This window comes from Pseudomonas sp. G166 (genome assembly GCF_037027455.2).
Lineage (GTDB): Bacteria > Pseudomonadota > Gammaproteobacteria > Pseudomonadales > Pseudomonadaceae > Aquipseudomonas.
Genome location: NZ_CP146985.1, coordinates 2332741 through 2355806, shown reverse-complemented (window position 1 = coordinate 2355806; position 23066 = coordinate 2332741). Strand labels below are relative to the sequence as shown.

Annotated in this window: 19 protein-coding genes, 1 pseudogene and 2 riboswitches; of the genes and pseudogenes, 6 read left to right on the top strand and 14 right to left on the bottom strand. The window is 62.7% G+C overall.

Annotated features, from left to right (window positions below; all coding sequences use genetic code 11):
• Nucleotides 1–61: 61 nt before the first annotated feature.
• From SGN16_RS10595 to cobW, 11 genes are all read right to left on the bottom strand, one after another.
• Nucleotides 62–448, bottom strand: a complete 387-nt coding sequence (locus SGN16_RS10595) for a RidA family protein (protein ID WP_134923748.1) — start codon at nucleotides 446–448, stop codon at nucleotides 62–64.
• A 26-nt stretch (nucleotides 449–474) separates the two neighbouring features.
• Nucleotides 475–1281 carry an amino acid ABC transporter ATP-binding protein gene (locus tag SGN16_RS10590; RefSeq protein WP_210643900.1) on the bottom strand — a complete coding sequence of 269 codons (807 nt, stop codon included), beginning with the start codon at nucleotides 1279–1281 and terminating at the stop codon, nucleotides 475–477.
• On the bottom strand, nucleotides 1278–1940 hold the full coding sequence (locus SGN16_RS10585) for an amino acid ABC transporter permease (RefSeq protein WP_335943958.1): 663 nt from the start codon (nucleotides 1938–1940) through the stop codon (nucleotides 1278–1280). The genes SGN16_RS10590 and SGN16_RS10585 overlap by 4 nt, the downstream gene beginning before the upstream one ends.
• A 9-nt stretch (nucleotides 1941–1949) precedes the next feature.
• A complete protein-coding gene (locus SGN16_RS10580) occupies nucleotides 1950–2612 on the bottom strand; it encodes an amino acid ABC transporter permease (RefSeq protein ID WP_092327511.1) in 663 nt (220 codons plus the stop codon).
• A gap of 54 nt (nucleotides 2613–2666) precedes the next feature.
• Nucleotides 2667–3515, bottom strand: coding sequence for a transporter substrate-binding domain-containing protein (locus tag SGN16_RS10575; RefSeq protein ID WP_210643898.1), 849 nt, complete (start codon nucleotides 3513–3515; stop codon nucleotides 2667–2669).
• Between the two features lie 396 nt (nucleotides 3516–3911).
• Entirely contained in the window at nucleotides 3912–4253 is a 342-nt protein-coding gene (locus SGN16_RS10570; protein WP_210643896.1) for a hypothetical protein, read from the bottom strand.
• Nucleotides 4254–4307: 54 nt separating this feature from the next.
• On the bottom strand, nucleotides 4308–5954 hold the full coding sequence (locus SGN16_RS10565) for a phospholipase D-like domain-containing protein (RefSeq protein ID WP_335943957.1): 1647 nt from the start codon (nucleotides 5952–5954) through the stop codon (nucleotides 4308–4310).
• A gap of 198 nt (nucleotides 5955–6152) precedes the next feature.
• Nucleotides 6153–6716 carry a VWA domain-containing protein gene (locus SGN16_RS10560; RefSeq protein WP_335943956.1) on the bottom strand — a complete coding sequence of 188 codons (564 nt, stop codon included), beginning with the start codon at nucleotides 6714–6716 and terminating at the stop codon, nucleotides 6153–6155.
• A gap of 101 nt (nucleotides 6717–6817) precedes the next feature.
• Entirely contained in the window at nucleotides 6818–7819 is a 1002-nt protein-coding gene (locus tag SGN16_RS10555) for an AAA family ATPase (RefSeq protein ID WP_210643890.1), read from the bottom strand.
• Between the two features lie 86 nt (nucleotides 7820–7905).
• Nucleotides 7906–11679: a cobaltochelatase subunit CobN gene (cobN, locus tag SGN16_RS10550; RefSeq protein WP_335943955.1), complete on the bottom strand. Its 3774-nt coding sequence runs from the start codon at nucleotides 11677–11679 to the stop codon at nucleotides 7906–7908.
• A gap of 3 nt (nucleotides 11680–11682) precedes the next feature.
• Nucleotides 11683–12747: a cobalamin biosynthesis protein CobW gene (gene cobW, locus SGN16_RS10545; protein WP_210643887.1), complete on the bottom strand. Its 1065-nt coding sequence runs from the start codon at nucleotides 12745–12747 to the stop codon at nucleotides 11683–11685.
• A gap of 96 nt (nucleotides 12748–12843) precedes the next feature.
• A riboswitch (cobalamin riboswitch) is annotated at nucleotides 12844–13058 on the bottom strand.
• A gap of 214 nt (nucleotides 13059–13272) precedes the next feature.
• A riboswitch (cobalamin riboswitch) is annotated at nucleotides 13273–13496 on the top strand.
• A 100-nt stretch (nucleotides 13497–13596) separates the two neighbouring features.
• Here cobW and SGN16_RS10540 point away from each other — a divergent pair.
• The 4 genes from SGN16_RS10540 (at nucleotide 13597) to cobM (ending at nucleotide 15717) form a co-directional block, all read left to right on the top strand.
• Entirely contained in the window at nucleotides 13597–13785 is a 189-nt protein-coding gene (locus SGN16_RS10540; RefSeq protein ID WP_014338677.1) for a CbtB-domain containing protein, read from the top strand.
• A gap of 11 nt (nucleotides 13786–13796) precedes the next feature.
• Entirely contained in the window at nucleotides 13797–14492 is a 696-nt protein-coding gene (locus SGN16_RS10535; RefSeq protein ID WP_210643885.1) for a CbtA family protein, read from the top strand.
• Nucleotides 14489–14893 (top strand): cobalamin biosynthesis protein, encoded by a 405-nt coding sequence (locus SGN16_RS10530; protein WP_335943954.1) that lies wholly within the window; start codon nucleotides 14489–14491, stop codon nucleotides 14891–14893. The genes SGN16_RS10535 and SGN16_RS10530 overlap by 4 nt, the downstream gene beginning before the upstream one ends.
• A gap of 77 nt (nucleotides 14894–14970) precedes the next feature.
• Entirely contained in the window at nucleotides 14971–15717 is a 747-nt protein-coding gene (cobM, locus tag SGN16_RS10525) for a precorrin-4 C(11)-methyltransferase (RefSeq protein ID WP_335943953.1), read from the top strand.
• 29 nt (nucleotides 15718–15746) lie between these two features.
• On the opposite strand, the pseudogene SGN16_RS10520 reads toward cobM, so the two are convergent.
• The 3 genes and pseudogenes from SGN16_RS10520 to SGN16_RS10510 form a co-directional block, all read right to left on the bottom strand.
• Nucleotides 15747–15857 (bottom strand): annotated as a pseudogene (locus SGN16_RS10520) (metal ABC transporter ATP-binding protein); the annotation flags it as partial.
• 61 nt (nucleotides 15858–15918) lie between these two features.
• On the bottom strand, nucleotides 15919–16503 hold the full coding sequence (gene nfuA / locus SGN16_RS10515) for a Fe-S biogenesis protein NfuA (RefSeq protein WP_109751793.1): 585 nt from the start codon (nucleotides 16501–16503) through the stop codon (nucleotides 15919–15921).
• A gap of 116 nt (nucleotides 16504–16619) precedes the next feature.
• Nucleotides 16620–18911: a fatty acid cis/trans isomerase gene (locus SGN16_RS10510; RefSeq protein WP_335943952.1), complete on the bottom strand. Its 2292-nt coding sequence runs from the start codon at nucleotides 18909–18911 to the stop codon at nucleotides 16620–16622.
• A 156-nt stretch (nucleotides 18912–19067) separates the two neighbouring features.
• On the opposite strand from SGN16_RS10510, the gene metH reads away from it, so the two are divergent.
• Nucleotides 19068–22778 (top strand): methionine synthase, encoded by a 3711-nt coding sequence (metH, locus tag SGN16_RS10505; RefSeq protein WP_210643877.1) that lies wholly within the window; start codon nucleotides 19068–19070, stop codon nucleotides 22776–22778.
• A gap of 54 nt (nucleotides 22779–22832) precedes the next feature.
• A complete protein-coding gene (locus SGN16_RS10500) occupies nucleotides 22833–23051 on the top strand; it encodes a DUF2970 domain-containing protein (RefSeq protein ID WP_135844707.1) in 219 nt (72 codons plus the stop codon).
• Nucleotides 23052–23066: the final 15 nt, after the last annotated feature.

Genomic DNA, 23066 nt, shown 5'->3' with positions numbered 1-23066 from the left:
CGACAGCGGACGCGAAGCGTCCATGGCGGCTTCCCACGCAGAGCGTGGGAACGATCAATGATCACTTCTTCTTGTATGCCACACAATCGATCTCGACCTTGCAATCGACCATCATGCTGGCCTGTACGCAGGCCCGGGCCGGGGCGTGTTCCGGGCTGAAGTATTCGCCGAACACTTTGTTGAAACTCCAGAAATCCCGCGGGTCTTCCAGCCACACGCCGCAGCGCACCACATCCTCCAGGCCGTATCCGGCCTCTTCGAGAATGGCGACCAGGTTCTTCATGGTCTGGTGCGTCTGCTCGACGATCCCGCCGACGATGATCTCGCCGTTCACCGCCGGCACCTGGCCGGATACGTGCAGCCAGCCGTCAGCCTCCACGGCGCGGGCGAAGGGCCGGGGCTGACCGCCGCCTGCGGTACTGCCGGTGCCGTATCGGGTAATGCTCATGGGTTATCTCCTTGTTGAATAGAAAGTTAAAAACGCGTGTTCTTGAGAAATTCCGCCAGACGCGGCGATTGCGGCCGCTCGAACAGTTCCTTGGGTGGCCCTTGCTCTTCGATCCGGCCTTGGTTCATGAACACGATCTTGTCCGACACCTCGAAGGCAAAACGCATTTCGTGGGTCACCAGCAACATGGTCATGCCGTCTTCGGCCAGGCCCTTGATCACGTTGAGCACTTCGCCCACCAGTTCCGGGTCCAGGGCCGAGGTCACTTCATCGAACAGCATCAGGCTGGGGTTCATGGCAATCGCCCGGGCAATGGCCACGCGCTGCTGCTGGCCGCCGGACAACTGACCGGGAAAATGATCACGGCGCTCCAGCAGGCCAACCCGCTCCAGCCATTTCTCGGCCAGCGCCACCGCTTCGTCCTTGGGCAGTTTTTTCACCTTGAGCAGGCCCAGGGTGACGTTCTGCAACGCGGTCAAATGGGGAAACAGGTTGAATTGCTGGAAGGCCATGCCGGTCATCGCACGGTGCCGGGCGATGACTTTCTCGGGATGGCGCACGCGCTTGCCGTCGATGTCGTCATAGCCGATGGACTCGCCGTCGAGCATGATCTGCCCGCCCTGGAACTCTTCCAGCATATTGACGCAGCGCAGCAGCGTGGTCTTGCCCGAGCCGCTGGAGCCGATCAGCGTGACGACGTTGCCGCGCTGCATGCTCAGGTCCACGCCCTTGAGCACTTCCAGCGGGCCGTATTGCTTGCGCAGACCGCGAATGTCCAGCAGCGGCTGGGTGTTGGAGAGCTCCGTTTGGGAGAGATTCGAAACGTCAGTCATGGCAAGGCCACCCGCTTTTCAATGTGCCGCCCGAGCAATTCGATGGCGTAATTGATGATGAAAAATAGAAACCCGGCGAACAGGTAAAACTCCAGGGTCATGAAGGTCCGGGCGATGATCTGCTGGGTGCTGAGCAGCAGTTCGGCGACGCCGATCACCGACAGCAGGGTCGAGGCCTTGACGATCTCGGTGGAGGAATTGACCCATGTCGGCAAGATCTGCCGCAAGGCCTGGGGCAACAGCACGTAGCCCAACGCCTGGAAGAACGTCAGGCCGATGGCCCGGCTCGCCTCCATCTGCCCGCGCGGCAAAGCCTGCAAGGCCCCGCGCACGATCTCGGCGACGTGGGAACCACAAAACAGCGTCAGGCCCAGGACACCGGCCTGGAACGCGCCGATCTGCCAACCCAGCGCCGGGGCCATGTAGAAGCAGGCCAGCACCAGCACGAACACTGGCGTACCGCGAATCAGGTCGACATAGAAACGAAACGGCGCGCGCATCCAGGTCCGCCCGTAAGTCAGCACCAGCCCGGCGACCAGGCCGATCAAGGTGCCCAACAAAATCGCCAGCACCGAACACTGCACACTGGTCAGGAAACCAGCCCACAAGGTGTCCCGGGCGACCCACAACTCATGCAACCAACTGGGGGATTCGTACATGGGACACTCCTAACGGCGGATCGCCAGGCGCTGCTCGAAATACCGCAGCACCATGGCAATGAGGTAACAGGCCGCGACATACAGTGCCGTGGTCACCAGCCAGGTTTCGATCACCCGGTAGCTCTCCACGTTGATCTTGCGGGCGTAATAGGTCAGCTCCGGCACGGCAATCGCCGCCGCCAGGGAGGTGTCCTTGAACAGCGAGATGAAGTTGTTCGACAAGGCTGGTAGCACGTTGCGCAGCATCACCGGTACGGTGACGTAGGCTTTCACCTGCCACTCACCCAGGCCGATGGCCAGCCCCGCTTCCCGCTGGCCCTTGTGAATGCTCATCAGCCCGCCACGGAACACTTCGGTCAGGTACGCCCCGGCGTACAGCGACAGGGTGATGACGAACGACGGCAGCTTGTCCAGGCGGATGCCCAGGCTCGGCAAGGCGAAGTAGATCAACAGGATCAGCACCAGGATCGGCGTATTGCGGATCACCGTGACATACACCGATGCCAGCACCCGCAAGACCCGGTGTTTGCTGAGCAGCGCGAACGCCATCGCCAGGCCGATCACGCAACCGATGGCGATCGACACCAGCGCCAGGGACAGCCCCAGGCCAAGCCCCGCCAGCAAGGTGTCGAAATCGCGCCAGACGGCGGCAAAGTTCAACTGATAATTCATGGTCGACAGTACCTTCAACGGGGCGCCCGAAAGTGGCGCCCCGGGCTCACAGGGTCATTTGAATTCGACAGGGAAACCGATCGCTGGCGATGGCAGCTCGACGCCGAACCACTGTTTGAACGACGCTGCGTATGTCGGGAACTCCACGCCGGTCATGGCTTCATGCAAGGTGGTGTTGACGAAGTTCAGCCAGTCCTGATCGCCACGCTTGACCGCACAGGCATAGGTTTGCGGGCTCCAGGCGTAGGCCGGGCTGCGGTAGCGACCAGGGTTCTGCACCATCAGATACTTGACCGAGGACTGGTCGGTGGCGGCAGCATCGGCGCGACCGGAGTTCACCGCCTGATACATCAAATCGACGCTGTCGTACTGGTCGACCTTGGCCTTGGGCAATGCCTGGTGCACCAACTCTTCGGCGTAGACATTCTGCAGCACCGCCACGGTGACACCGTCGCCACCGGCCTTGAGGTCTTCGATTTCCTTGTACTTGCTGTTGGCCGGCAGCAGCAAGCCCACGCCTTCGCGGTAGTACGGCAAGGTGAAGGCCACTTGCTGGGCACGGCTGGCGGTGACGGTGATGAACTGGCAGCTCATGTCGACCTTGTCGGTCAGCAAGTTGGGAATGCGCGCATCAGAAGACTGCACCACAAACTCGACTTTTTCCGGGTCATTGAACAGGCCCTTGGCGACCATCCGCGCAATGTCGATATCAAAACCCTGCAACTTGCCATCCGCTCCCTGGAAGTGCCACGGCGCATTGGTACTGCCCGTGCCCACGATCAATTTCCCACGCTGCAGCACGCTGTCCAGCTTGCTGTCGGCCGCCTGGGCGACACCCATGGCAGCCGTCGTGGCCGCGAAGAGAAAAACACACGCTTTGAACAAGGAAGGTCGGCGTTGCATGGCAAGCACTCCAGAGTGAGTTTATTCCGCTATACCGGAACATAGTATGTAACAACGGAATAGACAGCAGAAAGTGTGCCACAGGCTTGAGAGCCATGGGAGAGGAAAATGGAAAGTGAAGAAAATCAGGGGGATGGGAAAAACCGGCCTGCGGACAGCAGCGTCTGCGCGCGAATGCTGTTGCTACCGTTGGCCACGAGTAACGGGTAATAGGGCCCCAAGTCGAGTACTCAACGCGCCCGACGCACCGAAACGGAGCCACTCTGAAATGGTAAATGGATAACCTGTGGGAGCGAGCTTGCTCGCGATAGCGGTGTATCAGTCAATAAAATGCTGACTGACCTGACGCCATCGCGAGCAAGCTCGCTCCCACAATGGTTCGGTGGTGTTCCTGGCCTATTTGCGCTTGTAGCTCTTACTACCGCCAGGCGTGAGGCAATAGACCCCACCCCGGGGCCCGACGCAGTAATTGCCAGTGCCACATTGGCAACCGTCGGAGGATTTGAGCAACGACTGCGGTCGAGCCTCATTGCGCAGCCCCAGCACAGCAGAACAGGACTTCTTCGAGGCACTGATGGAGCCGTCGTTACACAGGAAGGTATCGCCATCACACCCGGCGATCCCGCCCTTGCGTCCGGAACACGGTTGATTGGCGGCGACGGCCGAAGTACCCAGGGCCAACAACAGGATCGCGACACTGATGCGCAGTAAACCGGACATTCCGTGACAGAGACTCATGACAGCTTCCTGGCTGATAGGTAGCCCTATGCTATCACCGGATAACTGCTGCACCTAACGCCCGCAAAACCTCACCCTGGACAACATCCGCAGATCCCCATCGCGGTAATAGTCATCGCTCCAACTGTCGTCCACCGCCAGGGGCTTGACCTGCTTGAGGGCGAGTTTTTTCGCGAAGTAGCGAAAGCGGTAGTGTTCATAGAAACGCAGCAGTTCCAGGCCATAGCGGTCGGCCAGGTCGGTGTCGCCCTGGATGATCAGATAGTTCTCGTCGTTGCCACTGCTGGCCGCGGCGCTCAGGTTGTGGCTGCCGCTGATGATCGTCGGCGTGTCGCTGGTGAAGTCGGTGACGATGGCTTTGGTGTGCACCAGCAGGTTGCCCTTCTGGCCTTTCATGTTTTCCTTGAGCCAGCCTTCCAGACCGGTGTTGAGCAGCGCGGTGGCGGCGAATTCGGCGGTGCGGTCGGCGTGAAAGCCGGTGATGCGGCTCTTGGTGTTTTGCAGGCCGTAGCGCAGCACGTCGTCATTGGGCTGGCCGAGCACGGCGTCGAGGATGCGGTCGGGCAACACAAAGGCAGTGACGAACAGCAGGTCCTTCCGTGCGCCATTGATGATGTCAACGAAGCGGGCCAGGTCGCCCTCCCCGGTTCGCGGCGAGAACCCGGCGAACAACGCCTCTTGCGGTGCCATGGCGTTGTTACGGGTCAGCCACTGGCGAGTGGCATCGACGTCCTGAGGCTCGGCCCAAATTTGCTCGAACACCTGCAGGTAGCTGGTGCTCACCCGAGAATCATCCAGCACATGAACGACGTTGGCCTGGCGGTAGACACCATTGGCGGTGAAGTTGGTGCTGCCGCACAGCACAGCTTGCGGTTGCAATGAGCCACTGCCATCCACCTTGCTCAGTACGATGAACTTATCGTGGAAAATGTTATGGGTGACCCGTCCACGCTTATTGGCCGCCGGCATTTTTTCGAGGCTGGCTTCGTTGCGCGCCGTGGTGTCGTCTCCCGGCTCGGCGTGGTAGAGCACCCTCACCCGGGCGCCGCGAGCGTGAGCGCCAGTCACCGCGTCGACGATCACTGGCAGTTCGTACTCATAGATGGCGACATCCAGCGCCCAGCTGGCATCCAGGGCCCGGTCGATAAAACCGGTCAAGCGCCCCAGCAAGCCATTTTCCAGCCAACGGCGCGGCGCGTCGGGCCAGTCATCGATGGAGAGTTTTTTGTTGGCACTGATCAACGCGTCCACTTCGGGAAACTTGCGCTGGAATGCCTGGCTGGCGGCCACGGCCCGATTGAAGATGACCCGCTGATTGGCCGGCTGCCCGTCATCACTGGTGACCGTGACTTCCAGAGATTCGCCCAATTGCGGCGCATCGGGGCTGCCATAGGCCAGGTGCACGCGATAGTGCATTGTCACACCGGGATTGACGGCGTAGTCAGCCCAACGAAATTTCTGCAACGGTGCCTTGTCGCTGGGGGTGGCGTGGAACTGGGGGAATGTGTGGGCCTTGTCGGGGAAGGTCAGGCTGTTGAACAGGAACAGCCAGGGTTTATCGCCCTGCTGCTTCTCGATGGCAAAACCCAGCAAGCCCTTGCGCCGGGATTCGGCCAGGTCCATGGCGAGCAGCACGCCGTTGGTGCCGGCATAGGCCTTGACCCGAAAATCGTCCTGGGCGTTGGTGACGAGTACGCGCATGGTTCACTCCTGTGAGGGACTGCCTGAGCATAGAGCAGTGATCCGGGTTAAGGGGGCAGATCCGGGACCGAGGGGATGCTAATCGCGAGCAAGCTCGCTCCCACAGGGGGCTTCGGTGTTAAGCAGTTATGTGTTCACAACACAACCCATGTGGGAGCGAGCTTGCTCGCGATGAAGCCCGATAGAGCCCAGTAAATCTCAGCCAGAAAGCCCTTCATCAATATGCCGATACTCAGCCCCCAACCGCCCCGCCAACTGCCGGGCCCGACCCAGGCGAATCGGACCGCGCTCGATGTCGATCAACAGGCACGGGCAATCCATGGAGGGCAGTGCCAGCCCTTCTTTCACTCGCCCATCCGTCATCACCAATACTCGCTGTTGCTCTGCCGGAAAACGCTTGCGCCGCGCCATTAACCAGCGCCCAGCCTCGTTCAGCGCCGCCAGCAACGGCGTACCGCCACCGGCGCCCAGGCCATCGAGCCAGCTCCGCAGGCCGGCGGAGGCCCTGAGCCCTTGCACCTGCCAGTTCGGCAGCGTGCCGCTGGCCGTCAGCAGGGCCAAGCGGGCGCGCTGTCGGTAGGCGTCGTCGAACAGTTGCGCCAGCAGGCCTTTGCCATCGCTGAGGGCTCGATGTCGGCGGGTCGAGGCCGAGGCATCGACGATGACCAGCCACAATTGATGGGGCGAGCGATGGCGACCGTGAAAGCGCAGGTCTTCGTACAGGCGCGGCCGGCCATTGAGCAAGGTCCCTGGCCAATTCACCGCACCACTGGCCGTCGCTTTGCTACGGCCCTGGCGGCCCTGGTCGAGTCGTCCGGCACGGGGTCTGGCATTCGCCCCCGCCGGTGAACGGGGGCGAATGCCTAGGGCTTTTTTGGCCAGCTCGGCACTTCACGTCGGGCCCCCGTGGGCAGTGCCTGGGCCGGCAAGTCACCCCACTGGCCCTGGCCTTCGTTGGGCTGAGCCGTTGCATTGGCAGGCGTTTGCGGCGCCTGGGACGGTGTCGGTGCAGAATGCCCGCGTCGACGGTGACGCAAGGCAAACTCGGCGACTGCATCGATGTCTTCATCGGCAATCGCACTGGCGCCGCGCCAGGCCGCATGGGCCCGGGCAGCCCTTAGCCAGACCAGATCGGCGCGCAAGCCATCGACCCCGGCGGCAAAACAGCGTTCGGTAATCTGCGCCAGCGCCGCATCATCCAGGGCAATCGCGGCCAAGCGGTTGCGCGCCTGCTGGCAACGCTCGCGCAACTGTTGCTGGGCCACCTCCCACTCTGCACAGAACGCCGCCGGGGCACTGTCGAAATCCAAGCGGCGCCGAATGATCTGCCCGCGCTCAGCCGGAACGGTGTGACCGTCGAGAGCCACGTTCAAACCGAAACGATCAAGCAACTGCGGGCGCAACTCACCCTCTTCCGGGTTCATCGTGCCGATCAACACAAAGCGTGCCGGATGCCGGTGGGAAATGCCATCGCGCTCGATCAGGTTGGTGCCGCTGGCGGCCACATCGAGCAACAGGTCCACCAGGTGATCGGGCAGCAGGTTCACTTCATCGACATACAGCACGCCGCCGTCGGCCTTGGCCAGCACCCCCGGGGAGAACTGCGCACGCCCTTCTCCCAGGGCCGCGTCCAGGTCGAGGGTGCCGACCAGCCGCTCTTCGGTGGCACCGAGGGGCAAGGTGACGAACTGACCACTGGCCAACAGATCCGCCAGGCCCCGGGCCAACGTGGACTTGGCCATGCCCCGCGGACCTTCGATCAGCACACCGCCAATTTTCGGATCGATGGCGGCCAGGCACAGGGCGAGTTTCAAGTCATCGGCGCCGACCACGGCGGAGAGCGGGAAATGCGGGGTGTCAGTCATATCTAATTCTCAAGGGTGGTCGGTAACGTCAATGTGAACAAAGTACTTGTGGCGGGGGGTTGTGTCTCGCCTGCCGAGTAGGCAGGTCAGCCATCTTCTTCGATGTCCAACAACAAATTCTCCAGCGCCTGGCGATACTCGCCCGGCTCCTGCCACATCCCTCGCTGCTGCGCTTCGAGCATGCGCTCGGTCATGTCCCGCAGGGCATCGGGGTTGTGCTGGCGGACGAAGTCCCGGGTATCCGGGTCGAGCAGGTAAGCATCAGCCAGCAAAGCGTACTGGTGATCGTCGATCAACCGCGTGGTGGCGTCGAAGGCGAACAGGTTGTCCACCGTCGCCGCCAGTTCGAACGCGCCTTTATAGCCGTGACGCTTGACCCCGTCGATCCACTTCGGATTCGCCGCGCGGGATCGGATGACACGGTTGAGCTCTTCCTTCAGGGTACGGATCTTCGGCAGGTCCGGCTGGCTGTGATCGCCATGGTAACTGGCCGCCGCCGCACCGCTGAGGGTCTCCACGGCTGCCAGCATGCCACCCTGGAACTGGTAGTAATCGTTGGAATCGAGCAGGTCGTGCTCGCGGTTGTCCTGGTTCTGCAACACCGCTTGCACCTGGCTCAAGCGCCGGGAGAATTGATCCCGAGCGATGCTGCCTTCATCACTGGCGCCGTAGGCGTAGCCGCCCCAGTTCAGGTACACCTCGGCCAAATCCTCGCGGCTCTGCCACAAGCGACCGTCAATCGCGCCCTGCACGCCCGCACCATAGGCACCAGGCTTGGCGCCGAAGATCCGCCAACCGGCCTGGCGGGCCGCAACCTCAGGTTCGAGACCCGAGGCCAGCAGGGCCTCGCGCTCGCTGCGCACCTTGGCCGCCAAGGGGTTCATGTCGTCCGGCTCATCGAGGGCGGCGACGGCCTGCACCGCTGCATCGAACAAGCGGATCAGGTTGGCGAAGGCGTCACGGAAAAAACCTGACACGCGCAATGTGACATCGACCCGAGGCCGGTCCAGCAGGCTCAACGGCAGAATCTCGAAGTCATCGACACGTTGGCTGCCGGTGGCCCACACCGGGCGCACGCCCATCAACGCCATGGCCTGGGCGATGTCGTCGCCACCGGTGCGCATGGTGGCAGTGCCCCACACCGACAGGCCGAGCTGACGCAGGTGATCGCCATGGTCCTGCAAATGCCGCTCAAGAATCAGGTTCGCCGATTGGAAACCGATGCGCCACGCCGTGGTGGTAGGCAGGTTGCGCACGTCCACGGAGAAGAAATTGCGCCCGGTGGGTAACACATCCAGGCGCCCTCGACTCGGCGCGCCGCTGGGCCCGGCCGGCACGAAGCGCCCGCTCAAGGCATCGAGCAGGCCGCGCATTTCCGCCGGACCGCAGGCGTCCAGGCGCGGGGCCACGACGCTGCGCAGGCTCGCGATAATACTGTTGACTACCTCCCAGCCCGGTGCATCGAGTTGCGGCACTTCACCGTTTAGCGCTTGCTCGATCAACTGTGCAGCGAACCACTCCAGGCGCTCGCGGGTATCACCGGCGGTTCGCCAAGGTTCGGCGCTGGCCAGGCGCAACGCCTCGGGGCAGTCGCCAGTCCAAGGCTCGGCCAAGGCACAATCCAGCGGATCGAAACCCAGCCCGAACGCCTTGGCCAGCGCCCGCAGCAGGCTCGACTGCGCGCCCTTGCCGTCGCCACGGGGAATGCGCAACAACGCCAGCAAGGTGTCGATGCGCAGGCGTCCACTGGGCGACTCACCAAAAATATGCAGGCCGTCGCGAATCTGCGACTCCTTCAAATCGCACAGATAGGTGTCCAGGCGCGGCAGCCAGATCGCTGCGTCGGCATCGCTGTCGAGCGCGGCATCGAGTTGCAGCTCACGGTCGATGTGCGTCTCACGCACCAGGTTCAGGATGTCCCGTTGCAGTTCCCGGGCGCGGCGCGGATCGAGCAACTGCGCCTCGTAGTATTCGTCCGCCAACAACTCGAGGTTACGCAGCGGCCCGTAGGTTTCGGCGCGGGTCAGCGGTGGCATCAAGTGGTCGATGATCACTGCCTGGGTCCGACGCTTGGCCTGGGCGCCCTCACCCGGGTCGTTGACGATGAATGGATAGATGTTCGGCAGCGGCCCCAGCAATGCATCGGGCCAGCAACTCTCCGAGAGCCCGACGCCCTTGCCCGGCAGCCATTCGAGGTTGCCGTGCTTGCCGACGTGAATCACCCCCTGGACGCCGTAGGTATGGCGCAACCAGAAATAAAACGCCAGGTAACCGTGCGGCGGCACCAGGTCCGGGTCGTGGTAGACCGCACTCGGATCGACTTGATAACCACGGGCCGGCTGGATACCGACGAAGGTCATGCCCAGGCGCAGGCCGGCGACCATCAAGCGACCGTCACGATACATCGGGTCCTTGTCCGGTGCCCCCCAGCGCGCAAGCACCGCTTGGCGATTGGCCTCCGGCAACGCGTCGAACATGGCCTGATAAGCGTCGAGGGCCAGGCTTTGGTGACAGGGGCGCAAGTCGAGGCTGTCCAGGTCGTTGCTGACCCCGCCGAGCAATTGCTGGATCAACGCAGTGCCGTTGGCCGGCAGTTCGCCCGGCAGCGGATAACCCTCGGCCTGCATGGCCCGCAGGATGTTCAGCGCCGCCGCCGGGGTGTCCAGGCCGACACCGTTGCCGATTCGCCCGTCCCGGGTCGGGTAGTTGGCAAGGATCAGCGCCACGCGCTTTTCGGCGTTGGGCAGGCGCGCCAGGGTGGTCCAGCGCCGGGCCAGTTCGGCGACAAAATCCATGCGCTCGGGCACCGCCCGGTAGCAGACCACATCGCTCTGGCTGCGCTCGCTGCGCCAAGCCAGGTCCTTGAAACTGATGGGGCGGCTGATGATCCGCCCATCCAGTTCTGGCAAGGCAATGTGCATCGCCAGGTCCCGCGGCCCCAGGCCCTGCTCGCTGGCGCGCCAGCCGGGTTCGTTGTCCTGGGCGCAGATCGCCTGGATCACCGGGATATTGCGGCGAAACGGCCGCAGATGCGGCGCTTCGGGGCTGGATTGGGCGAAGCCGGTGGTATTGAGGATCACCGCGGCTTCGACCTCATCCAACCGATCTTCAACCAATGCCAGGCAACCGGGCTCCTTGAGGCTGGCCACGGCAATCGGCAGTGGATTGAGCCCCGCCACTTGCAGGCGCTGGCAGAACACGTCGATGAACGCGGTGTTTGCCGCTTGCAGGTGGGAGCGATAGAACAGCACCGCCGCCACCGGTCGATCGGCCTGCCAGTCGGCTTGCCAGTCGCCGAGGGCGGCGCTGGTTTTTTTCGGATGGTAGATCGCCGTGCGCGGCAGGGTTTGCGGTTCCCCCCACGGATAATCGCGACCGAACCATTGGCTGCCCAGGTTATGAAACAGGTCCAGGGCATTGCCCAGCCCGCCCTGGCGCAAGAACTGCCAGAGCCGGTCGCGGTCCTCGAAAGGCACGTTGCTCAGGTCGCTGAGTTCCGGGTCCGGACGATCGTCCCCCGGCACCAGGATCAGCTTCACCCCGCGCCCGGCCAGCTCCATCAGACGCTCGATGCCGTAGCGCCAATAGCCGATGCCACCGTGCAGCGACAACAGGATGACTTTGGCGTGGCGCAGCACGTCTTCGAAATACAGGTCCACCGACGCGTGGTTCTGCACCTGCATCGGGTTGGCAAGGCGAAACTGCGGGTAGTCGTCCGGCAACTGCCTGGCCGCTTCGGCCAGCAGCGCCAGGCTGGAATCGCCGCTGCACAGGATCACCAGCTCGGCGGGGGTTTGCCCCAGGTCGGCAATGTTGTCGTCCGATACAAAGCCACCGGGCTGGGTCCTGAGCAGGTGCATGGCTTAGACGCTGAGGGCGGCGCGCAACTGCGCTTCAAGCAGCCCGGCATCGAGTGCCTGGCCAATCAGCACCAAACGGGTGACCCGTGCTTCATCGGCGCCCCACTGGCGGTCGAAATGCTTGTCGAACCGCGTGCCAACGCCTTGGATCAGCAGGCGCATCGGCTTGTTCGGGATCGCCGCGAAACCCTTGACCCGCAGTACGCTGTGCTGGACCACCAATTGCGTCAGTGCGTCCAGCAGCAGGCTTTCGTCGGCCTGGGGCAATTCGATGGAAATGGAGTCGAAGGCGTCATGATCATGGTCGTCTTCGTCGCCGTCATGGTGATGATCGTGATGGCTGTGGCGGCTGTCGATGTGTTCTTCGGAACCAGCGCCCAGGCCAATCAGCACGTCCAATGGCAAGCGACCGCTGCTGGCTTCGATGACTTTGACCGCCGGTGGCAACTCTTCGGCCACTTCCAGGCGGACTTTGGCCAGGTCTTCAGGGCTGATCAGGTCGGCTTTGTTGAGGATCACCAGGTCGGCGCTGGCCAGCTGGTCGGCGAACAGTTCGTGCAGCGGCGATTCATGGTCCAGGTTCGGGTCGAGCTTGCGCTGCGCGTCGACCTGGTCGGGAAACGCGGCGAAGGTGCCGGCGGCCACGGCAGGGCTGTCGACCACGGTGATCACCGCATCGACAGTGCAGGCGCTGCGGATTTCCGGCCATTGGAAAGCCTGGACCAGCGGCTTGGGCAGGGCCAGGCCGGAGGTTTCGATGAGGATATGGTCGAGGTCGCCGCGCCGGGCCACCAGCTCGCGCATCACCGGGAAGAACTCTTCCTGCACCGTGCAGCACAGGCAACCGTTGGCCAGTTCGTAGACGCGGCCGTTGGCTTCTTCTTCGGTGCAACCGATGGAGCACTGCTTGAGGATCTCGCCGTCGATGCCCAACTCGCCGAACTCGTTGACGATCACCGCGATACGGCGGCCCTGGGCGTTGTCGAGCATGTGCCTCAGCAAGGTGGTTTTACCCGAGCCGAGGAAACCGGTGACGATGGTGACGGGAAGTTTGGCCAGTGTTTTCATCCGATGCCCCTTGGCAAAGTGGCGGGCAAACGGGACGACAACCGCAGGCAAGGCGTGCGCGGAAGATTTCGCCACCGGATCACCCCGCCCGGTTGTAGTGAGAATCTGTGTCGAGGCAGGTCTCCTGGCTGACGGCGGGCCAGTCATTGACTGGCAATTGCTGCGCCTTCCCGTGCGCCCGATGGAACAGGGCATGCACAGTGGCCTTGCAGAAACAGCACCGTTCACAGTTGCGGGGGCAGCCGCGGCTTGGACCGCGTTCCCTTCTTAGCTTCGGCGCATGCCGAAGAACCTCGAAGGCGCAAGGCTACGCAGGGTGTGGGGGCGGGTCAATGTCCAGAGCGTTCAGCGGTGTATGTATAGGCCCCATCGCGAGCAGGCTCGCTCCCACAGTTGATCCTTGTTGAACATAACTGTTGTGTCCGACGCGATTCATTGTGGGAGCGAGCCTGCTCGCGATGGGTTCAACTCGATGTCAATCTGGAAACCCCATGCCAATTGACGCCCCGCCCCCGCTCATGCTCTCCTGTGCGCCTAGTTACGGGTGCCCTTCACAGGGTGAAACGGGAAACCGGTGAATCGTGTGCTTTACTTCAAAGCCACGTCAGTCCGGTGCTGCCCCCGCAACGGTAAGCGAGCGAAGCGTCTGAACCACTGTGTCTGTCGACATGGGAAGGTGACGCTTGCAGGCCAGGCACAAGCCCGGCCCCTCGCAAGCCCGGAGACCGGCCCATGACTCATGCATCAACAAACCCGCGGTGGGCGGGCGCTGTTCGAACCTTGGCGGGTTTTCGCCCGGGGTTTCATTGCGCTCGAATAACCCACTGAACAAGAACAGAGGGAAGCGCCATGTCGACCATCAGCAGCACCGCCCGCACCGCCAGCAGCACCACCACCTTGAGCCAACGCCTGAGCGCCGCGATCCTGGCCTCGATCCTGGGTGCCGGCCTGGTCTATTTCGCCGGTTTCTCCCACATCGAAGCGGTGCACAACGCCGCCCACGACACCCGCCACAGCGCCGCCTTCCCGTGCCATTGAGACCTGACAACATGATCAAGCGTATCGCGCAGACCGCTGGTTTCAGCGGCTTGCTGGCCGCCCTGCTGCTGACGCTCCTGCAAAGCTTCTGGGTGTCGCCGCTGATTCTTCAAGCCGAAACCTTTGAAAAAGCCCCGGCGGCTGAGGTCCATGAACACGCCGACGGCGTGGCCCATACCCACGATGCCGAAGCCTGGGAGCCGGAAGACGGCTGGCAGCGCGTACTGTCTACCACAGGCGGCAACCTGGTGGTGGCGGTGGGTTTCGCCCTGATGCTGGCGGGTCTGTATACCTTGCGCGCACCGACTCGCACTTCCCAGGGCCTGCTTTGGGGCCTGGCCGGTTATGCCACCTTCGTCCTGGCGCCGACCCTCGGTCTGCCACCGGAGCTGCCCGGCACCGCCGCGGCCGATCTGGCCCAGCGGCAGATGTGGTGGATCGGCACCGCAGCGTCCACAGCGGTGGGCATCGCCCTGATCGCCTTCGGCAAACACTGGCTGCTCAAGTTGCTGGGGGTGGCGACGTTGCTGGTGCCCCATGTCATCGGCGCACCGCAGCCGGAAGTCCACTCGATGCTGGCGCCCGAAGCACTGGAAAGCCAATTCAAGATCGCCTCGCAAGTAACCAACGTCGCGTTCTGGCTGGCCCTCGGCCTGATCAGCGCCTGGCTGTTTCGCCGTGACGGTCAAGCCCAGCACGACGCATGAGCCGCGAGCCGATCCTGGTGGTCGGCCTTGGCTGCCAGCGCGGCTGCCCGGCCAGCACGTTACGGGCATTGCTCGATCAGGCGTTGCTGGCCCACGGTGTTGCGCTTGATCAGGTGCGAGCCCTGGCCAGTATCGACCTCAAGCGTGACGAACCGGGCCTGCTGGAACTGGCCGAACAACTGGCGCTGCCGCTGACTTGCTTCAGCGCCGAGCAGTTGGCCGATTATCGGGAGCGGCTCAGTCACCGCTCCGAGATCGCTTTCGAGCGGACTGGGTGCTACGGCATCGCCGAAAGCGCCGCCCTGGCTCTGGCCGACCAAATGGGCACGACGCCCGCGATGCTGCTGATTCCCCGTCAAAAAGGCCCCATGAGCACGTTGGCATTGGCGCGCACGTCGTAAATCCCGATAATCCGCGCCCAGGATCATGAGCGATCTTCATCTGGACGACGCTCACCCATCTTTCACAGGAGCCGGTCATGACCGTTTACTTCATCGGCGCCGGCCCCGGCGACCCGGAACTCATCACCGTCAAGGGCCAACGGCTGATCCGCAGCTGCGCGGTGATTATCTACGCCGGCTCCCTGGTACCGGCCGCCGTGCTGGAAGGCCATCGTGCCGAACAAGTGGTCAACAGCGCCGAGCTGCACCTGGAACAAATCATCGAGTTGATCAAGGCCGCTCATCTCAACGGCCAGGACGTGGCCCGGGTGCATTCCGGTGACCCGAGCCTGTACGGCGCCATTGGTGAGCAGATTCGTTGCCTGCGGGAATTGGGCATCCCTTTCGAGATCATCCCGGGTGTGACCGCGACCTCAGCCTGCGCCGCCTTACTAGGCGCAGAACTGACCCTGCCGGACATCTCCCAGAGCGTGATCCTCACCCGTTACGCGGACAAAACCGCGATGCCCGCTGGTGAGGAACTGAGCAGCCTGGCGCAACACGGGGCGACCATGGCGATTCACCTGGGGGTCAATCATCTGGAAAAAATCGTCGGCGAACTGCTGCCCCACTACGGCGTCGATTGCCCGATCGCAGTGATTCATCGGGCGACATGGCCGGATCAGGATTGGGTGACGGGGACGCTGGCTGATATCATCGAGAAGGTGCAGGCCAAGGGCTTTCGCCGCACGGCGCTGATTCTGGTGGGACGTGTACTGGGTAACGATGTGTTCAGCGAATCGTCGCTATACCGCGCCGGGCATGCACATCTCTACAGGCCCTGACTCATTCAGCAAGAGCCAACCGGGATCCCCTGTGGGAGCGTGCTTGCTCGCGATAGCGGTGGATCAGCCAGCAGCGATGTTGAATGTGCCGACGCCTTCGCGAGCAAGCTCGCTCCCACAGGGATTGGCGGCGGTCGGATCTGCGCCCATAAAAAAACGGTGCTCACGGGCACCGTTTTTTATATCCGCAGCGAACACCTATCAGTAGTAGGCGTTTTCTTTCTGCGTGTGGTCGGTCACGTCGCGCACGCCCTTGAGTTCCGGAATGCGCTCGAGCAAGGTGCGCTCGATACCTTCCTTCAGGGTCACGTCAGCCTGGCCGCAGCCCTGGCAGCCGCCGCCGAACTGGAGCACGGCGATGCCGTCTTCCACCACGTCGATCAGCGAAACCTGGCCGCCGTGGCTGGCCAGCCCCGGGTTGATTTCGGTTTGCAGGTAGTAATTGATGCGCTCGTTGACCGGGCTGTCGGCATTGACCATCGGCACCTTGGCGTTCGGCGCCTTGATGGTCAACTGGCCGCCCATACGGTCGGTGGCGTAATCGACCACCGCATCGTCCAGGAACGCTTCGCTGAACGAGTCGATGTAGGCGGTGAAGCTCTTGAGCCCCAACGCAGTGTCTTCGGCTTTCTCTTCCCCCGGCTTGCAGTAGGCAATGCAAGTTTCAGCGTACTGGGTGCCGGGCTGGGTGATGAAGATGCGGATCCCGATACCCGGGGTGTTCTGCTTGGAGAGCAGGTCAGCCAGGTAATCGTGGGCGGCATCGGTAATCGTAATAGCGGTCATGGGAACTCCTCGCAGGCTTGCCGGCAGTTTACGCCAATCAACGCGCCGGACAAAGTCCCAGTATTTTTGTCGGGAAAGCAGCCAACGGCGACGGGTTCCGTCGCCGGGGCTCCCGATCAGAGGTTCTGGTAGCGATTCATGTCCAGCACACCGGCCTCCAGAGGCTCCGTTTCCTGGATATAACGGTCCAGATCATGGAAGTAGTCCCAGAACTGCGGGTGGCTGCGACGAATCCCCCAACGCTCGACGATCCGCTCGAACGCCGCGGCGTCCTGGGCGTTCTCCATGGCATCGACAAACGCCGACACCTGGCCGGCGGGGATGTTGAAGATGAAGTTCGGGTAGCTGCTCATCACCCCCGGATACACCGTCAACGTATCCAGCCCCGGCTGGTAACGCAGCGCTTCACCCAACAGAAACGCGACGTTGCTGTGGGCACGGTTGCGCAACAGGCTGTAGACCTCACGCCGACCGCCGGCGGTTTCGATGCGCAGCATGGTCGCTTCCGGCAACTGGTCGATCACCCTGAGCCCCGCCGCCGGCCGCGACACCAGGCGACTGAGGGCCTGTTCGGCGTTCTGCAGGGCCGGGTCGATGTTCGGCCGCGAGCAATAGGCACCGGCGCAACGATTGATCGGATCGGGCCGCGCATTCAGATCGCCATAGCGGGCCAGCAATTGCTCGGCAAAATCACGCTTGGGGTCACGTTCATCCAGCTTGAGCGCGGTCGGCTTGTCGTCGTCGATGGCCTCGTAATCGAGCCACATCTTGAACTTGCCACCGGACTGGTACCAGTCGTCGAGATAGCCCTCGCGGGAATCGGCCGGCATCAGGCGCAGGAAATTCTGCTCCGCGCCGTTGCGGATCAGGTCGAAGTACAGCCGGGTCTGGGCCTGGTGGGACACGTTGCCGAACACATCGAAGTTCACCGCCAACTGATAGTAGGTGCGTTCCAACAACGGGAAGTCGAACAGCCACATCGTCTGCGGTACTTCGCCGATCAGGCCTTTGTTGACCGAAGCACTGTCGAAGTGGCGGAAAATGCTCAGCAACGCGTTGTCATTCCCGGCCCACAGCGTCGACCAGCTCGGCGCTGGCGCATCGGCGTAGACGTCGCGACGCAAGGCTTCGTACTCGTTGCGCTTGTCACGATAGTCGAGCCACAGGCTGACGACACTGCCCACGTCGTCGTTCTGCCCCGGCATCGCCAGCAGCGGCGTGGCCTGGCCGCGGTAGTTCGGGTCGGTGATGTACAGGTCATGCTCGGGGGCCTGGAACAGCGCCCAGAAGTTGTCGCGGATCACGTCCGTGGCGATCTGACCGCGGCACACCGGGCCACGGATGAACGTGCGCACGAAATACTCGGCGTTATCGAGCATGAACTGATAGCGGGCCTGGGCCGGGATCGCCTCGAAGGTGGAAAACGGGTTGGCTCGCCGCTCCGGCCCATAGCCCGGCAACGCGGTGACTTGCCATTTACCGCTGTAGAACAGGCTTTTGATCCGCGCCATCTTCGCCGCGCTCAAGCCATAGGTGATATGGGTCTTGTGCACGATCACCCCTTGCACCGGCCAGAGCCGGTAATACACACGGGTGCCGGGATCGTCGTTCGGGCGACGGGTGTTGATCAGGTCGATCGGCTGACCGGTGGGCGTGCGCGAACGCACCCATTGGAAGAAATGCCCCGGCTCGCCATCCTTGAAATAGATGTGCGCCAGAAACCAGTGCTCGAACAACCAGCGGCCCACCAGGCTTTCCCGGGCACCGGGGGCGTTGAGCAGACTCTCCCACTGCACCACCTGCAAAGCTTCGGCGGCACTCGGGGCCAGGGCTTGCTGATCGATGGGCGCGCCGGCCGCCAGCCAGCGCTGCAACGTCTGGTATTGCTGGTCAGTCAGGCCGGTAACGGCCAGGGGCATGCCTTCCTTGGGATGCGCAGCAGCATATTCGTCGAATTGCCCGGGCATCGGGCAACTGTTATCCCGGTTGAGCCCGAGCACGATGTCTTCCGGCAGCTTGGCGTTAGGCTGCAGCGGCGTGCGATGCCCCAGTTCAAGCATCCGCGCCATCAGTGCGGCCTGGCTACCCTGGGCATCGAGCACGGAATAGAAACCCTTGCGCTGCCAGGCCTGCGGGCCAGAAGCGTCATAGAACAAGCGGGTCGGGGCAGCAGCCTGGTGGCGTTCGCCGTCGTATACCGACAACTTGCTCGCGCCGCGGGTCGCGCCCTCAGCACTGCCCAGGTTCAATTGGCAGGCGGAGTCGTAGCAGGCATGACAGGCCACGCACTTTTCCGTGAAGATCGGCTGGATGTCGCGGGTGTAGGAGATCGCCGGAATGGGATTCCCGGCGGCTGCGCTAAAAGACAACGACAGCAACAGACTGCCGAATAAGACGCGGTACGGCATGTCTCGGGTCCCTAAGAGATAGTCCGGCGATTCTACCGGGCCAGCATCGCCTTGCAAACATGAGCGATATTCATGCAAAAGCCACCCACGCTCAAATCCCACACAGGTTTGTTATCATTCCGGCCTTCGTAATGGTCTTTTTCCCCAGGTAGTCCTATGTCCGATCGCAGCGCTCGCCTCTATCTTCTCCAGCAAGCTCTCAAGGAACGCATCCTGATCCTTGACGGTGGCATGGGCACGATGATCCAGAGCTACAAGCTCGAGGAGCAGGACTACCGGGGCAAGCGTTTCGCCGACTGGCCGAGCGACGTCAAGGGCAACAACGACTTGCTGGTCTTGAGCCGTCCCGACGTGATCGGCGCCATCGAAAAAGCCTACCTGGATGCCGGCGCCGACATCCTGGAAACCAACACCTTCAACGCCACCCAAGTGTCCCAGGCCGACTACGGCATGCAGGGCCTGGCCTACGAGCTGAACCTGGAAGGCGCGCGCCTGGCCCGTAAAGTGGCCGACGCCAAGACCCTGGAGACCCCGGACAAGCCGCGCTTCGTCGCCGGCGTGCTCGGCCCGACCAGCCGCACCTGCTCACTGTCGCCGGACGTGAACAACCCCGGTTACCGCAATGTGACCTTCGACGAACTGGTGGAGAACTACACCGAGGCCACCAAGGGCCTGATCGAAGGCGGTGCCGACCTGATCCTGATCGAAACCATTTTCGACACACTGAACGCCAAGGCGGCGATTTTCGCCGTACAAGGGGTTTACGAAGAGCTGGGCGTCGAACTGCCGATCATGATCTCCGGCACCATCACCGATGCGTCCGGCCGTACCCTGTCCGGGCAGACCACCGAAGCCTTCTGGAACTCCGTGGCCCACGCCAAGCCAATCTCCGTGGGCTTGAACTGCGCCCTGGGCGCCAGCGAATTGCGCCCGTACCTGGAAGAGCTGTCGAACAAGGCCAGCACCCACGTCTCGGCCCACCCGAACGCCGGCCTGCCCAACGAGTTCGGTGAATACGACGAATTGCCCGCCCAGACCGCCAAAGTCATCGAGGAGTTCGCCCAGAGCGGCTTCCTGAACATCGTCGGCGGCTGCTGCGGCACCACCCCGGCGCACATCGAAGCCATCGCCAAGGCCGTGGCCGGCTACGCACCGCGGCAGATTCCAGAGATCCCCCGGGCGTGCCGCCTGTCGGGCCTGGAACCGTTCACCATCGATCGCAGCTCGTTGTTCGTCAACGTCGGCGAGCGGACCAACATCACCGGTTCCGCCAAGTTCGCCCGGCTGATCCGCGAGGACAACTACACCGAAGCCCTGGAAGTGGCCCTGCAACAGGTCGAGGCCGGCGCGCAGGTGATCGACATCAACATGGACGAGGGCATGCTCGACTCGAAGAAGGCCATGGTGACCTTCCTCAATCTGATCGCCGGCGAACCGGACATCTCCCGCGTACCGATCATGATCGACTCGTCGAAATGGGAAGTGATCGAAGCCGGCCTCAAGTGCATCCAGGGCAAGGGCATCGTCAACTCCATCAGCATGAAGGAAGGCGTCGAGCAGTTCATCCACCACGCCAAACTGTGCAAGCGCTACGGCGCCGCCGTGGTGGTGATGGCCTTCGACGAAGCCGGCCAGGCCGACACCGAGGCGCGCAAGAAGGAAATCTGCAAGCGCTCCTACGACATCCTGGTCAATGAAGTCGGCTTCCCACCGGAAGACATCATCTTCGACCCGAACATCTTCGCCGTCGCCACCGGTATCGAAGAGCACAACAACTATGCCGTGGACTTCATCAACGCCTGCGCCTACATCCGCGACGAACTGCCGTACGCGCTGACTTCCGGCGGCGTGTCCAACGTGTCGTTCTCGTTCCGCGGCAACAACCCGGTGCGCGAAGCGATCCACTCGGTGTTCCTGCTCTATGCGATCCGCGCGGGCCTGACCATGGGCATCGTCAACGCCGGCCAACTGGAGATCTACGACCAGATCCCGGTGGAGCTGCGCGATGCCGTGGAGGACGTGATCCTCAACCGCACCCCCGAAGGCACCGACGCCCTCCTCGCCATCGCCGACAAGTACAAGGGCGACGGCAGCGTCAAGGAAGCGGAAACCGAGGAATGGCGCGGTTGGGAAGTGAACAAGCGCCTGGAACATGCACTGGTCAAGGGCATCACCACGCACATCGTCGAAGACACCGAAGAGTCGCGCCAGTCCTTCGCCCGTCCGATCGAGGTCATCGAAGGCCCGCTGATGGCCGGCATGAACATCGTCGGCGACCTGTTCGGCGCCGGCAAAATGTTCCTGCCCCAGGTGGTGAAATCCGCCCGGGTGATGAAACAGGCCGTGGCCCACCTGATTCCGTTCATCGAGGCGGAGAAAGGCGACAAGCCAGAGGCCAAAGGAAAGATCCTCATGGCCACGGTCAAGGGCGACGTCCATGACATCGGCAAGAATATCGTCGGCGTGGTGCTCGGTTGCAACGGCTATGACATTGTCGACCTGGGCGTGATGGTCCCGGCGGAGAAAATCCTGCAGGTGGCCAAGGAGCAGAAGTGCGACATCATCGGCCTGTCCGGCCTGATCACCCCATCCCTGGATGAGATGGTGCATGTGGCGCGCGAGATGCAGCGCCAGGACTTCCACCTGCCACTGATGATCGGCGGCGCGACGACCTCCAAGGCCCACACGGCGGTGAAGATCGAGCCCAAATACAGCAACGACGCGGTGATCTACGTCACCGACGCCTCCCGCGCCGTGGGCGTGGCCACGCAGTTGCTGTCCAAGGAACTCAAGCCGGCGTTCGTCGAGAAGACCCGCCTGGAATACATGGACGTGCGCGAACGCACCGCCAACCGCAGTGCCCGCACCGAGCGCCTGAGCTACCCCGCCGCCGTGGCCAAGAAGCCGCAGTTCGACTGGAGCAGCTACCAGCCGGTCAAGCCGACCTTTACCGGCGCCAAGGTGCTGGACAACATTGACCTCAACGTCCTGGCCGAATACATCGACTGGACGCCGTTCTTCATTTCCTGGGACCTGGCCGGCAAGTTCCCGCGCATCCTCACCGACGAAGTGGTCGGCGAAGCGGCCACCGCGCTGTACGCCGATGCCCGGGCGATGTTGCGCAAGCTGATCGACGAGAAACTCATCAGCGCCCGCGCCGTGTTTGGCTTCTGGCCGGCCAACCAGGTGCATGACGACGACCTGGAAGTCTACGGCGACGACGGCAAGCCGCTGGCCCGCCTGCATCACCTGCGCCAGCAGATCATCAAGACCGACGGCAAGCCGAACTTCTCCCTGGCCGACTTCGTTGCCCCCAAAGACAGCGGCGTGACCGACTACGTCGGCGGTTTCATCACCACCGCCGGCATCGGTGCCGAAGAAGTCGCCAAGGCTTACCAAGAGGCTGGCGACGACTACAACTCGATCATGGTCAAGGCTCTGGCCGACCGCCTGGCCGAAGCCTGCGCCGAGTGGCTACACCAGCAGGTACGCAAAGAGTATTGGGGCTACGCCCAGGACGAAAGCCTGGACAACGACGCCTTGATCAAGGAGCAATACACCGGCATCCGCCCTGCCCCCGGCTACCCGGCCTGCCCGGACCATACCGAGAAAGCCACCCTGTTCCGCCTGCTCGACCCCGAAGCCAGCGAACTGAAGGCCGGACGCAGCGGCGTATTCCTGACCGAACACTACGCCATGTTCCCGGCGGCGGCGGTCAGCGGTTGGTACTTCGCCCATCCCCAGGCGCAGTACTTTGCCGTGGGCAAGATCGACAAGGATCAGGTCCAGAGCTACACCGCCCGCAAGGGCCAGGACCTGAGCGTGACGGAGCGCTGGCTGTCGCCGAACCTGGGATACGACAGCTAAGTTCGGCGCGATTGACTATGCTCTCCACACATGACCTTGTGTATGGAGAGCATCATGGACGAACCAACCGAAAATAAGGCGCCAACCCTCTGGCAAATGCTGCACAGCGTGGGAGCGGCGGCCTTTGGCGTGCAAAGCGGAAAAAACCGCGCCCGGGACTTTACCCACGGCAAGCCGAGTCACTTCGTGATCCTCGGCATCCTGTTTACGGTGATTTTCGGGTTGACGTTGTATGGGATCGTTAATTTGGTGTTGTACTTTGCGGGTGTGTGAACACTCAGTACCCAC